The organism is Pseudomonas sp. GL_117, assembly GCF_057835125.1.
Genome location: NZ_CM174418.1, coordinates 4,609,515 through 4,621,366 on the forward strand (window position 1 = coordinate 4,609,515; position 11,852 = coordinate 4,621,366).

The 11,852-nt window shown below is 59.9% G+C and carries 14 protein-coding genes; 10 read left to right on the top strand and 4 right to left on the bottom strand.

Going from position 1 to position 11,852, the window contains the following annotated elements; translation table 11 throughout:
• Nucleotides 1–82 precede the first annotated feature (82 nt).
• A complete protein-coding gene (gene thrH / locus AC3ISR_RS20835; RefSeq protein ID WP_463973252.1) occupies nt 83–700 on the bottom strand; it encodes a bifunctional phosphoserine phosphatase/homoserine phosphotransferase ThrH in 618 nt (205 codons plus the stop codon).
• Nucleotides 701–853: 153 nt separating this feature from the next.
• Here thrH and AC3ISR_RS20840 point away from each other — a divergent pair, with 153 nt between their 5' ends.
• The 3 genes from AC3ISR_RS20840 (at nt 854) to AC3ISR_RS20850 (ending at nt 4,355) form a co-directional block, all read left to right on the top strand.
• Nucleotides 854–1,588 carry a phosphoadenylyl-sulfate reductase gene (locus AC3ISR_RS20840; RefSeq protein WP_105522965.1) on the top strand — a complete coding sequence of 245 codons (735 nt, stop codon included), beginning with the start codon at nt 854–856 and terminating at the stop codon, nt 1,586–1,588.
• A 498-nt stretch (nt 1,589–2,086) separates the two neighbouring features.
• Nucleotides 2,087–3,613 (top strand): NCS1 family nucleobase:cation symporter-1, encoded by a 1,527-nt coding sequence (locus AC3ISR_RS20845; protein WP_192297185.1) that lies wholly within the window; start codon nt 2,087–2,089, stop codon nt 3,611–3,613.
• A 13-nt stretch (nt 3,614–3,626) separates the two neighbouring features.
• A complete protein-coding gene (locus AC3ISR_RS20850; RefSeq protein WP_065873911.1) occupies nt 3,627–4,355 on the top strand; it encodes an aspartate/glutamate racemase family protein in 729 nt (242 codons plus the stop codon).
• A 123-nt stretch (nt 4,356–4,478) separates the two neighbouring features.
• On the opposite strand, the gene AC3ISR_RS20855 is transcribed toward AC3ISR_RS20850, so the two are convergent.
• On the bottom strand, nt 4,479–5,402 hold the full coding sequence (locus tag AC3ISR_RS20855) for a LysR family transcriptional regulator (protein ID WP_192297186.1): 924 nt from the start codon (nt 5,400–5,402) through the stop codon (nt 4,479–4,481).
• 126 nt (nt 5,403–5,528) lie between these two features.
• Here AC3ISR_RS20855 and AC3ISR_RS20860 point away from each other — a divergent pair, with 126 nt between their 5' ends.
• On the top strand, nt 5,529–6,275 hold the full coding sequence (locus AC3ISR_RS20860) for a 3-oxoacyl-ACP reductase family protein (protein WP_192297187.1): 747 nt from the start codon (nt 5,529–5,531) through the stop codon (nt 6,273–6,275).
• A gap of 133 nt (nt 6,276–6,408) precedes the next feature.
• Here AC3ISR_RS20860 and AC3ISR_RS20865 read toward each other — a convergent pair whose 3' ends face one another.
• Nucleotides 6,409–7,095: an HAD-IA family hydrolase gene (locus tag AC3ISR_RS20865; RefSeq protein ID WP_192297188.1), complete on the bottom strand. Its 687-nt coding sequence runs from the start codon at nt 7,093–7,095 to the stop codon at nt 6,409–6,411.
• Between the two features lie 110 nt (nt 7,096–7,205).
• On the opposite strand from AC3ISR_RS20865, the gene AC3ISR_RS20870 reads away from it, so the two are divergent.
• From AC3ISR_RS20870 to AC3ISR_RS20890, 5 genes are all read left to right on the top strand, one after another.
• Nucleotides 7,206–7,571 carry a DUF2784 domain-containing protein gene (locus tag AC3ISR_RS20870; protein WP_192297189.1) on the top strand — a complete coding sequence of 122 codons (366 nt, stop codon included), beginning with the start codon at nt 7,206–7,208 and terminating at the stop codon, nt 7,569–7,571.
• A 54-nt stretch (nt 7,572–7,625) separates the two neighbouring features.
• Nucleotides 7,626–8,204 (top strand): DUF4337 domain-containing protein, encoded by a 579-nt coding sequence (locus AC3ISR_RS20875; protein WP_192297190.1) that lies wholly within the window; start codon nt 7,626–7,628, stop codon nt 8,202–8,204.
• A 157-nt stretch (nt 8,205–8,361) separates the two neighbouring features.
• A complete protein-coding gene (locus AC3ISR_RS20880) occupies nt 8,362–9,021 on the top strand; it encodes a M24 family metallopeptidase (RefSeq protein ID WP_192297191.1) in 660 nt (219 codons plus the stop codon).
• Nucleotides 9,022–9,107: 86 nt separating this feature from the next.
• Entirely contained in the window at nt 9,108–10,148 is a 1,041-nt protein-coding gene (locus AC3ISR_RS20885) for a DMT family transporter (protein ID WP_463984191.1), read from the top strand.
• A gap of 30 nt (nt 10,149–10,178) precedes the next feature.
• Nucleotides 10,179–10,580: a c-type cytochrome gene (locus AC3ISR_RS20890; protein ID WP_463984190.1), complete on the top strand. Its 402-nt coding sequence runs from the start codon at nt 10,179–10,181 to the stop codon at nt 10,578–10,580.
• Nucleotides 10,581–10,617: 37 nt separating this feature from the next.
• On the opposite strand, the gene AC3ISR_RS20895 is transcribed toward AC3ISR_RS20890, so the two are convergent.
• Nucleotides 10,618–11,076 carry a DUF2442 domain-containing protein gene (locus tag AC3ISR_RS20895; RefSeq protein ID WP_463984189.1) on the bottom strand — a complete coding sequence of 153 codons (459 nt, stop codon included), beginning with the start codon at nt 11,074–11,076 and terminating at the stop codon, nt 10,618–10,620.
• Nucleotides 11,077–11,327: 251 nt separating this feature from the next.
• Here AC3ISR_RS20895 and AC3ISR_RS20900 point away from each other — a divergent pair, with 251 nt between their 5' ends.
• Nucleotides 11,328–11,597 carry a short-chain dehydrogenase gene (locus AC3ISR_RS20900; RefSeq protein ID WP_463984188.1) on the top strand — a complete coding sequence of 90 codons (270 nt, stop codon included), beginning with the start codon at nt 11,328–11,330 and terminating at the stop codon, nt 11,595–11,597.
• Nucleotides 11,598–11,852: the final 255 nt, after the last annotated feature.

An 11,852-nucleotide genomic window follows, 5' to 3' on the forward strand; every position in this document is an offset into this window, starting at 1 on the left:
TTGACCGAGTTCCATCATGAGAATGCAGTCAAATGTGGGAGCGGGCTTGCCCGCGAAGAGGCCAGCCGCCGCGCTGAAAGCCTTACAGGCTCAACGACCGATTCGACGCCTTGATAAATTCCTGCTTCAAATCCTCAAACGTGTGCACCGCCGGGAACTGCGGGAACTCGCGGATCACATTCTCCGGCGCATGGAACAGGATCCCACGGTCGGCCTCGCCCAGCATGGTGGTGTCATTGTAGGAATCGCCCGCAGCAATCACCCGGTAGTACAGGCTTTTGAACGCCAGTACTGACTGACGCTTGGGGTCTTTCTGGCGCAGTTGGTAACTCACCACGCGGTCGGTTTCGTCGGTGATCAGACGGTGGCACAGCAGTGTCGGGAAGCCCAGTTGGCGCATCAGCGGCTGGGAGAATTCATAGAAGGTGTCCGACAGAATCACCACCTGGAAGCGTTCGCGCAGCCAGTTGACGAACTCGATGGCGCCGTCCAGCGGCTTGAGGGTGGCAATCACTTCCTGGATGTCGGCGAGCTTGAGCCCATGTTCGTCAAGAATGCGCAGGCGCTGCTTCATCAGCACGTCGTAGTCGGGAATGTCACGGGTGGTGGCCCGCAGGGATTCAATACCGGTTTTTTCGGCGAAGGCGATCCAGATTTCCGGAACCAGCACCCCTTCCAGGTCGAGACAGGCAATTTCCACAAGACACTCCTATTTATATTGTTGACGTTGAGCGAGCAAAAGGACTGCCGAACTCTAGCGATTCAAGCTCGCGGCCGCAACGCAGGGCGGATTTTGATACCATCGCCCACCTATAGAGCGCTTAGCGCCACTGACCTTGTAGGAACCGTGCTGATGAACCAAGCCTTCGACGTCGCTGAACTCGCCGCGACTTATGCCAACAAGTCCGCTCAGGACATTCTCAAACTGGCGTTCAGCCAGTTCGGCGATGACCTGTGGATTTCCTTCAGCGGTGCCGAGGACGTGGTGCTGGTGGACATGGCCTGGAAGCTGAACAAGAACGTCAAGGTGTTCAGCCTCGACACCGGCCGCCTGCACCCGGAGACCTACCGGTTCATCGAGCAGGTGCGTGAGTTCTACAAAATCGACATCGAGCTGATCTCGCCGGACCAGACCAAGCTGGAACCCTTCGTCAAGGAAAAGGGCCTGTTCAGCTTCTACAAGGACGGTCATGGCGAATGCTGCGGCGTGCGCAAGATCGAGCCCCTGCGCCGCAAACTGTCCGGTGTCAGCGCCTGGGCTACCGGCCAGCGCCGCGACCAGAGCCCTGGCACCCGCAGCCAGGTAGCGGCGCTGGAAATCGACTCGGCGTTCTCCACGCCAGAGCGCACGCTGTACAAGTTCAACCCCCTGGCACAGATGACCAGCGAAGAGATCTGGGGCTACATCCGCATGCTGGAACTGCCGTACAACAGCCTGCATGAGCGTGGCTTTATCAGCATCGGCTGCGAGCCGTGCACCCGCCCGGTGTTGCCGAACCAGCATGAGCGCGAAGGGCGTTGGTGGTGGGAGGAAGCGACGCAGAAGGAATGTGGGCTGCATGCGGGGAACATCATCAGCAAGGCTTGAGGCTGATGCAGTAAACAATCTGGGAGCCGGCTTGTGTGGGAGCTGGCTTGCCTGCGATAGCATCACCCCGGTATCACTGATACACCGCGGTGCCTGCATCGCGGGCAAGCCCGGCTCCCACACCAGCCCCTCCCACATTTGTCTTATATTGGTTACTTGAGATGTACACACACGTGTAACTATCGGTGCCATTTATGTGTGCAATTTTTGCTTGTACGCACCAATACGTAACACCTATTCCCGCCTATCTTTCCCGTTCGTGAATCGCCCTCTTCCCGCCAAAAAATAAATAGCTGTTCAATCGGTCAATTTATATTTCTTGTAATTCAGTTATTTATTTATCCCACCTACAAAAACGAAATTACCTACAGTTTTCATAGATCGAAAACTGGCACGCATGTGGCTTAAGGTGAAAAGCGCTTTGTATACAATAAATACAAAACCTACATACACTTTGCCATCTGCGGCTCTCCTGCGGATGTGCTGGAGCCTGCCGGAATGCGTACAAGTCTCTCGAATAACATCGCACTGGATCTGCCCTCCGCCCTTCACCCCGCGGCCGTCGACCCTGGCCCGCTGGTGCTGAGCCCGCGCCTGCACAACAAGGACCTGGCGCCCACCAAAGTCGAAGGGCGACGCTGGGGGCGCTACAGCATCTTTGCGCTATGGACCAACGACGTGCACAACATCGCCAACTATTCGTTCGCCATTGGCTTATATGCACTGGGCCTGGGCGGCTGGCAGATATTGCTGTCCCTCGGCATTGGCGCTGCGCTGGTGTATTTCTTCATGAACTTGTCGGGTTACATGGGGCAGAAGACCGGCGTGCCGTTCCCGGTGATCAGCCGCATCAGTTTCGGTATTCATGGCGCACAGATTCCGGCGTTGATCCGCGCCGTCATCGCGATTGCCTGGTTTGGTATCCAGACCTACCTGGCCTCGGTGGTTTTCCGCGTGCTGCTGACCGCCATTCATCCAGGCTTTGCCGACTATGACCACGACTCGATCCTCGGTCTGTCCTCCCTGGGCTGGGCGTGTTTTGTGGCGATCTGGCTGGTGCAACTGGTGATCCTGGCCTACGGCATGGAAATGGTGCGCCGCTACGAAGGCTTCGCCGGGCCGGTGATTTTGCTGACCGTGGCCGCGCTGGCCGGTTGGATGTATTTCCAGACCGGCGGCAGCATCGCCTGGTCGATCCGCGAGCCGCTCAGCGGTGGTGAGATGTGGCGCAATATCTTCGCGGGCGGCGCGCTGTGGCTGTCGATCTACGGCACGCTGATCCTCAACTTCTGCGACTTCGCCCGCTCCTCGCCCTGCCGCAAGACCATCCAGGTCGGCAACTTCTGGGGCCTGCCGGTGAACATCCTGGTGTTTGCCGCGATCACCGTGCTGCTGTGCGGCGGGCAATTCCAACTCAACGGCCGGGTAATCGAAAGCCCGACCGAAATCATCGCCGCCATCCCGAACACCTTCTTCCTGGTCCTGGGTTGCCTGGCGTTCCTGATCGTCACCGTGGCGGTGAATATCATGGCCAACTTTGTCGCGCCGGCCTTTGTATTGAGCAACCTGGCGCCCAAGTACCTGAACTTCCGTCGTGCCGGGTTGATCAGCGCCACCGTGGCCGTACTGATCCTGCCGTGGAACCTCTACAACAGCCCGCTGGTGATCGTGTACTTCCTGTCGGGCCTGGGCGCGCTGCTGGGGCCGTTGTACGGGGTGATCATGGTCGATTACTGGCTGATCCGTAAAAGCCGGGTAGATGTGCTGCAACTGTATAGCGAAGACCCGAATGGCGCTTATTACTACAGCCGCGGGGTCAATCTGCGTGCCGTAGCGGCATTTGTTCCTGCGGCAGTGATCGCCATTCTCCTGGCCCTGCTGCCCGGTTTCGCCAGCGTGTCACCGTTCTCCTGGATGTTTGGCGCCGGTATTGCAGGGTTGCTCTACCTGCTGATCGCCAAGCGCCAGCCGTTCTACGCCGATGTCAGTGGCGAAAGCATTGCCGTCGATAACGTCAGCCATTAATCAAGGACATTCCATGCGCATCCTCGTGGTCAACGTCAACACCACCGAATCCATCACCGAAACCATCGCCCAGCAGGCACGCGCCGTGGCCGCGCCGGGCACCGAGATTGTCGGGCTCACGCCTTACTTCGGCGCGGAATCGGTGGAGGGCAACTTTGAAAGCTACCTGGCGGCCATCGCGGTGATGGACCGGGTGATGGCCTACGACCAACCGTTCGATGCGGTGATTCAGGCCGGCTATGGCGAACACGGCCGTGAAGGCTTGCAGGAATTGTTGAACGTGCCGGTGGTGGACATCACCGAAGCCGCCGCCAGTACCGCGATGTTCCTCGGCCATGCCTACTCGGTGGTGACCACTCTCGACCGCACTGTGCCGCTGATCGAAGACCGCCTGAAACTCGCAGGGCTCTACCAGCGTTGCGCCTCGGTACGCGCCAGTGGCATGGCGGTGCTGGAGCTGGAAGAAGACCCGTTGGCCGCGATGGAAGCCATCGTGCGCCAGGCGGAACTGGCCATTCGCGAGGACAAGGCCGAGGTGATCTGCCTGGGTTGCGGTGGCATGGCCGGGCTGGATGAGCAGATCCGCCAGCGCACCGGCGTGCCGGTGGTGGATGGGGTGACAGCGGCGGTGACGATTGCCGAGTCGCTGGTACGACTGGGGTTGTCGACGTCGAAGATCAGGACCTATGCGACCCCCAGGCCAAAGAAGGTCATCGGTTGGCCGGGCCAGTTCGGCCGGTAGACCGAGCTGCCCGCATCGCCGACAAGCCCGGCTCCCACAGTTGATCGCAGTGCAACTGTGAAATGCATTCTCCTGTGGGAGCTGGCTTGCCTGCGATGCAGGCGACTCGGTCCACCAGGAGGATCAAACCGCACTGAAGCGCTGCCCCAACTGCTGCTCGGCAAACTGCTCAATAATGAAATCTACAAATGCGCGGGTCTTGCCAGGCAGCAGTTTATGTTCGGCGTAGTAGATGGAGATGTTGCCGTCGTCGACGTACCAGTCAGGCAGCACCCGCACCACCGCGCCGCTGTCCAGAAACGGCACAGCCATGGGCATACTCACCAAGGCAATGCCCAGACCCTGGGCGCTGGCGCAGCAGGCGGCCTCGGAGTCGCTCATGGTCATGCTCGGCTTGAGCACCAACGGCCGGTGCTCACGCTCGATACTGGTCAATTGCCAGGAACGTATGCGCCCGGTCTGCGGTGAGCGGATCAGGATGCCGAGGCAGCGCGACAAGTCCTCGGGCGCCCGCACCGGCGGGCGTTGTGCCAAGTAATCCGGTGCGGCCACCAGCACCCGATGCGCGGGCGTGAGCTTGCGTGCCACCACGCCTTGGGGCAGTTCAAAACCGCCGCCGATGGCCGCATCGAAGCCTTGGCCGATCAGGTCGACCTGGCGGTTATCGAAATGCCAGTCCGGGCTTATGTCCGGGAAGCGCGCCATGAACGCGCCCAACAGCGGCACCACGTAGCGGTTGCCAAACACCGTGCCCATACTGACCTTGAGCGTGCCCACTGGCCGCCCTTCGGCGCTGGCCAGGTTGGCCACGGCGTTCTGGATGGTGGTGAGGCTGCCGCTGACTTCTTCAAGGAACAGCTTGCCGGCTTCGGTAAGGGTCAGGCGGCGGGTGCTGCGCTGGAACAGGCGCACACCGAGGCGCGCTTCCAGCTTGGCGACGCTTTTGCCCACCGCCGCCGGTGTCAGGCTCAGGTGCCGCGCCGCCTCGGCAAAACTGCCGCCTTCGGCGCTGCGCACAAAGCATTCGATACTGCCAAAGCTTTCCATATCGCCACACTCTAAACTTTTGGTTTACACAGACTATAGCAATCACGGTCTACCGATAGGTGTGGGTGAGGTCGATACTCGGCTCCAACAACAAGGCATCCCGCCTTGAACAGCTAGGAGTTCGACATGACCACACACAACCTCAGCGGCAAAGTCGCCTTGATTCAAGGCGGCTCCCGCGGCATCGGCGCCGCCATCGTCAAGCGCCTGGCGGCGCAAGGTGCAGCGGTTGCCTTTACTTACGTGAGCTCGGCCGCCAAGGCTGAAGAATTACAGAACAGCGTGATCAGCGAAGGTGGCAAGGCCTTGGCGATCCACGCCGACAGCGCCGATGCCGCAGCGATCCGCAACGCGGTCAACGCCACCGTCGAAGCCTTTGGCCGCCTGGACATCCTGGTGAACAACGCCGGCGTCCTGGCCATCGCGCCGCTGGAAACGTTCAAGCTGGAAGACTTCGACCAGACCCTGGCGATCAACGTGCGCAGCGTGTTTATTGCGACCCAGGAAGCGGCCAAGCATATGGGAGACGGCGGCCGGGTGATCAATATCGGCAGTACCAACGCCGAGCGCATGCCCTTTGGCGGCGGTGGCCCGTATGCGATGAGCAAGGCGGCGCTGGTGGGCTTGACCAAAGGCCTGGCACGGGATCTGGGGCCACGCGGGATTACCATCAACAACGTGCAGCCTGGGCCGGTGGATACCGACATGAACCCGGCGAACAGTGATTTTGCCGAGAGCTTGATCGGGCTGATGGCGGTGGGGCGGTATGGGCATGTGGAGGAGATTGCCAGTTTTGTGGCGTACCTCGCCGGGCCGGAAGCCGGTTATATCACTGGGGCGAGCCTGACCATCGATGGTGGTTTCAGCGCCTAGTTTGCTGGAACACTGCAAAACCCAATGTGGGAGCGGGCTTGCTCGCGAAAGCAGTGGATCAGTCGATCAATCTGTTGACTGACACTGCGCTTTCGCGAGCAAGCCCGCTCCCACAGTTTTTTACCGCGTTTATTCAGCGGATGGGCGGCAAGCCGTAAGCCGCCAGGTCAAAGTCCGCAAGTCTGCGGATGATCTGGTCGGCATGCTGGTACTTGCTGTCGGCCATGGCCTCATCCGGCACGGCGATGGCGGTCATGTTCGCAGCTTTGGCGGCGGTCACGCCGAACGGCGAATCTTCGAACACCAGGCAGTCCTCGGGTGCAATGCCCAGGCGGCGGGCGGCGGTGAGGAAGATGTCGGGCGCAGGTTTGGCGGCGCCGACTTCCGGGTCGTCAGCGGTGACGATGGTGTCGAACAGGCCAAACCACTCGCGGTGCAACGTAGTCTTGTGGCCAAACGAATTGCGCGACGAACTGGTGCCCACGGCAATCGGAATGTCATGCGCCTTCAAGTGGCGCACCAGCGCTTCGGCACCGGGCATACCCAGGGCGGTGGGGAAACGCTCGCTCATCAAGGGCTCGCGGACCCGCAAAAACTCCGCTGGGGTAATCGGCAGATCCAGCGCCTTGACCACGTAGTCGGCCAGGTCCTGGGCACCACGCCCGATGATGTGCTGCTTGATCCCCCAGTCATAGGTGCGGCCGTAGCGTTCAGCGATGATCTGCGTGACTTCGGTGTAGATGCCTTCTGTATCCAGCAACAACCCGTCCATATCGAAAATCACGGCCTTGATCGGGACAGCGGTACGCGGTGCATTCATCACTACAGAACCTTGGGAGCGGAGGACTAAAAGGATTCAGCACAATAACGGCCACCCTTGCCGCCAGGCAACCCTTTAGACTGTGCGCCCTTTCTTTTGAAGTGCCCGCGATGTTCTACCGTCTCGCCGCCGACAGCCTGGTGCTGTTTCACCTCAGCTTTATCCTGTTCGTGCTGTTCGGTGGGTTGCTCGCCCTCAAGTGGCGCCGCGTGATCTGGCTGCACTTGCCTGCCGTGGCCTGGGGCATCGCGGTTGAGCTGCTGCACCTGCCCTGCCCGCTGACCCGCTGGGAAAACCTGTTTCGCCACCTCGCCGGGCAGGATGGTTATGGCGGCGGGTTTATCGAGCATTACATCCTCACGCTGATCTACCCCGCCGGGCTGACGCCGGATATTCAACTGGCGCTGGGCGCGGTGGTGGTCGCGATCAACGTCGCGGTGTACGGCTGGCTGATCCGACGTTACGTACAGGCTTGAGACAGCTTCGCTGGTGAAGAATCAGACTCCCTTAGTCCCTTCATAGACGCTCCCATGTCCGAAGCCTTCGAAGTCCCCAGCCCCCACGAAAAACACATCGAACACACCACCGAACATGCTCACGCCCGCGGGGACAATTTCGCCAGCCGCATCGCCGTGATGACGGCCCTCATGGCCACCCTCGGCGCCATGCTCAGTTACCAGGCCGGCTCCACCGAAAGCGAAGCGGCGATGGACAAAAACAACGCCGCCATCATCAAGACCGAAGCCGCCAACCAATGGAACTACTACCAGGCCAAATCCAGCCGACAGAACCTGGCGGAACTGGCCACCCACATTCCCGGCGTGGACGCGGCGCATTACAAGGACGAGATCGAGCGCTACAAAAGCCAGAAGGAAGACGTGCGCAAGCAAGCCGAGAAGCTTGAGGCCACCTCGAAGGAATGGGATGAAAAGTCGGAACAGGCGCTGCACCAGCACCACCGCTGGGCCCAGGCGATGACCGCGATTCAGATCGCGATTTCGCTGGCGGCGATTACGTTATTGACGAGGAAGGAGTGGTTGAAGCGCATGTCGTATGCGGCGGCGGGCGTGGCGGTGGTGCTCGGAAGCCTCGCATGGCTGCACATCTGACACCCCGCCAACCCCATGCGGGAGCTGGCTTGTGTGGGAGCTGGCTTGCCTGCGATGACGGTGGGTCAGCCCCCACAATTTGCGCTGTCACTACACCACCCAAGCGCTATATAGTAAAAAGCATAACGACAAACCGACACAAGCCGAGGAACCGCTGGTGACCGCACAACCCAAGGAAGCCGTGGGCGCCGCCTACAACATAGAATCCATGCGCTACGCCCAGGCCATGACCTGGCAAGCCATCGAACAACTCGCCCAACGCATCCGCCCCGGCATGCTTGAATCCCAAGCCCGCGAACTGGGCAAGCACGTCCTCGCCGATCTCGACATGCAACGCATCTGGCACCCGCTGCTGGTGCGCTTTGGCGCCAATACCCTCAAGGCATTCAACCAGCGCTCCGAAGGTGACCCGGTGCTGGGCGAAGACGACATCTTCTTTATCGACATGGGCGCCGTGTGGCAAGGCCACGAAGGTGATGCCGGCGCCACGTTCGCCACCGGCAACGACCCGGAAATGATTGCCTGCGCCAGCGCGGCCAAGGAACTCTTCGACCGCGTGCAGGCACGCTGGAAAAACGAGCAGGTCGTCGGCCTCGAGCTGTACCGCTACGCCGAAGCACAAGCCCAGGCCATGGGCTGGCAATTGAACCTCGACATCAAGGGCCACCGCGTCAGCGACTTCCCCCACGCCATCCACCGTGGCGGCGACCTTGGCGACTTCGAGCACTACCCGAATGCCGGATTGTGGATCCTCGAAATCCAGATCGCCCACCCGAGCAAACCCTACGGCGCCTTCTACGAAGACTTGCTCGCCTGACGCGTAAAGGACGCAGCCTGGTTCACGTGCGGGCATGAATAAAGCCCCATAAGTCGTATCATGGGGCCTACTTTCGAGGACGCCCCATGAACCTCAGCATCGTTTACGCCCTGGCCGCCGCCGCCCTCTTCGGCGCCAGCACCCCACTCGCCAAAAGCCTCGGCCTGGGCCTCTCGCCCGTACTGCTCGCCGGCCTGCTCTACCTCGGCAGCGGCGTCGGACTCGCCAGCGTGCGGCTGATCCGTGATCGCGGCTGGAAACCCAGCGGCCTGAACCCAGCAGAATGGCCCTGGCTACTCGGTGCCATTGCATTCGGCGGCATCCTCGGCCCGGTTGCGCTGATGTTCGGCCTCACCCGCACCTCTGGCGCGACGGCCTCCCTGATGCTCAACCTCGAGTCAGTCCTGACCGCGCTGATCGCGTGGCTGGTGTTCAGGGAAAACGCCGATCGGCGCATCGTCCTCGGCATGTTTGCCATCGTACTGGGGGGCCTGGCGCTATCCGGCGCAGGCGATGGCGGCGGCCAGCAGGATTGGACCGGGCCGTTCGCGGTGGCACTGGCGTGTTTGTGCTGGGGGATTGATAACAATCTGACACGCAAGGTCTCCGCGTCTGACGCCGTGTTCATCGCCGGCACCAAAGGGCTGATGGCCGGGCTGGTCAATTGCAGCCTGGCGGTTTATCTCGGCGCACAGATGCCGGGCTTGGCGCAGCTGACGCCGATCCTGTTGGTGGGGTTCCTGGGTTACGGCATCAGCCTGGTCCTCTTTGTCCTGGCCCTGCGCGGGCTCGGCAGTGCGCGGACCGGCGCATACTTTTCCACGGCACCGTTCCTCGGCGCGGCGATAGCGCTGCTGGTGCTGGGGGAATCGGTGACACTGGCGTTCTGGGCAGCATCGGCACTGATGGCCATCGGCGTGTGGCTACACCTGACGGAGCGGCACGCCCATGACCATCAACATGAGGCAATGGAACACGGGCACCGCCACGTGCATGACGAGCATCACCAGCACGAACACGACTTTGAATGGGACCCGGCAGTGCCGCATAACCATGTGCATATCCACAGCCCGGTGCGGCATAGTCACGCGCATTTTCCGGATGTGCATCATCGACATAGGCATTGAGGCGCCCTTGCCCCTGCAAAGCCCGCCCCAATGACAAAACAAGGACGTATACCCGTGAGAGCTTCACTCATTGCTTCATTTGGATTGGCCTGGCTGATTCACGCACCACTGTCCTTCGCGGATAACATCAATGGCAAGAACCTCTATTCACAACGCTGCGCCATGTGTCACGGAGCAGATCTCAAGGCCACGGGGCCCCTGGCCAATAAGAGCAATCCTTCTACCCCGGACCTGACAACACGCGCATTCAAGAAACGCATGAGCGACTACCCGGGCGTCATTGTGTCTTCGGTCATACTTCGGCCCAATGGAGACCTGATTCCAAGGACACTCCGGGAGAATGGCGTGAAGGTGCCGCCGCACGCTTGGAGTGTTCAGGATTTTCGCGATTTGAATGAGTATATGAGTGGTGTGATTGCGAAGGGGCGATGAGTTTTGGAGCAAGAGGCGGCTGTCTCGGCCGCCTCACTCAGGCTTGCTGACCCGTGTGCCCCCGATGCACATACTCCCACCCCAAACACGCAAGCCCCACATGCTTGGGGATCAAAGCGGCGCCACTGCTATACGCGGTGATGGTCCGTCGAGAGAAACCCAACTCCACCGCTGCAGCGGAAAGCGACAGGTTGTTACTGAGCATCCACGCCCTGAAATCCTGCGTAAGCATGACCTCTCCCGACTGCTCCAATGCCAGGCGATGCAGCGTGACGGCCGACAGTTCAAGGTCATTGCCCCATGTCACGTCAAAGCCCCATTCGTCGACTTTCACTTGGCCGAAGAGAGCTAAATCCAAAAGCGGCTTGAGGATGGGGAAAGTATTTATATGATCGGTGAGATCGACGGTGTGCCGCTTGCCGTTATTCCACTCAATCTCAAGAGCCTGCTTGCCGGCAACGGGTTGCACAGCAGAGATGCGAAGCTTGCTGGTCATAAGTCAGTTCCTCGGGTTTTGTTCATCCCATACGCGCCTAAGCTTTTAATGGAGTAAAGGCGGCTGACTTCAAACTCATCGACCAAAATCAGCAATTTGCGCAACGTCTTACAAAGCTCTCGGAAGAGCCGCTCTGCCACTTCAAAATCACCAAGCCTATAGTCGCTCGGTCGCGCAAATGGCGACCGGGTTTGGCGGCCCGAATACAAGAATGGGTGGCAAATATCCCTCTAATCGAACGGACTTGACCCATGAACCCATACATAGCACTTACCAGCAACGACACCGCCACTCCTGCACTTTTTGTCGATGCCACTGCACCTCTCGACATCCTCCTGGACGCTGCAACCTATCGAATCCGCGCCGTAACTCAAGTTCTTGAAAATCTTGCCCTGAGAGGCGAGGTCAACAGTGATGCCGTCGTGCTTAGCGACTTTGCATTGCTCTGCGCAATTCCGTTACTCGACGGGTGCGATTTGCTGGATGTCATAGGACAGCGCATGGATACGACGCACGCGTAATCCAAAAGACGTAAATTTTCAGACTCCAGAAATCACAAAACCCCTGGTTTCTCTCGAAACCAGGGGTTTTGTTTACATCGAATTTGGCGGTGAAGGAGAGATTCGAAACTACCCGTTCGCGGTTTTCGAAACCGAGGCCCCTGGTTTATGAGGGCTGCAGCCCGGTCGCGTGCGTAGGATCTGTACAACGTCAGTCCCATAGCTTAAATGCGCCAGGTTGTAGAAAACGGTCAGAACAGACGTTTTGAACGATTT

Bases quoted from the DNA above. Each gene is read 5' to 3' on its own strand.
- AC3ISR_RS20870 (WP_192297189.1), top strand. From the start codon at position 7,206: ATGTTCTACCGTCTCGCCGCCGACAGCCTGGTGCTGTTTCACCTCAGC.
- AC3ISR_RS20855 (WP_192297186.1), bottom strand. From the start codon at position 5,402: ATGGAAAGCTTTGGCAGTATCGAATGCTTTGTGCGCAGCGCCGAAGGC.
- AC3ISR_RS20875 (WP_192297190.1), top strand. From the start codon at position 7,626: ATGTCCGAAGCCTTCGAAGTCCCCAGCCCCCACGAAAAACACATCGAA.
- AC3ISR_RS20860 (WP_192297187.1), top strand. From the start codon at position 5,529: ATGACCACACACAACCTCAGCGGCAAAGTCGCCTTGATTCAAGGCGGC.
- AC3ISR_RS20900 (WP_463984188.1), top strand. From the start codon at position 11,328: ATGAACCCATACATAGCACTTACCAGCAACGACACCGCCACTCCTGCA.
- AC3ISR_RS20850 (WP_065873911.1), top strand. From the start codon at position 3,627: ATGCGCATCCTCGTGGTCAACGTCAACACCACCGAATCCATCACCGAA.
- AC3ISR_RS20885 (WP_463984191.1), top strand. From the start codon at position 9,108: ATGAACCTCAGCATCGTTTACGCCCTGGCCGCCGCCGCCCTCTTCGGC.
- AC3ISR_RS20845 (WP_192297185.1), top strand. From the start codon at position 2,087: ATGCGTACAAGTCTCTCGAATAACATCGCACTGGATCTGCCCTCCGCC.
- AC3ISR_RS20840 (WP_105522965.1), top strand. From the start codon at position 854: ATGAACCAAGCCTTCGACGTCGCTGAACTCGCCGCGACTTATGCCAAC.
- AC3ISR_RS20890 (WP_463984190.1), top strand. From the start codon at position 10,179: ATGACAAAACAAGGACGTATACCCGTGAGAGCTTCACTCATTGCTTCA.
- AC3ISR_RS20865 (WP_192297188.1), bottom strand. From the start codon at position 7,095: ATGAATGCACCGCGTACCGCTGTCCCGATCAAGGCCGTGATTTTCGAT.
- AC3ISR_RS20895 (WP_463984189.1), bottom strand. From the start codon at position 11,076: ATGACCAGCAAGCTTCGCATCTCTGCTGTGCAACCCGTTGCCGGCAAG.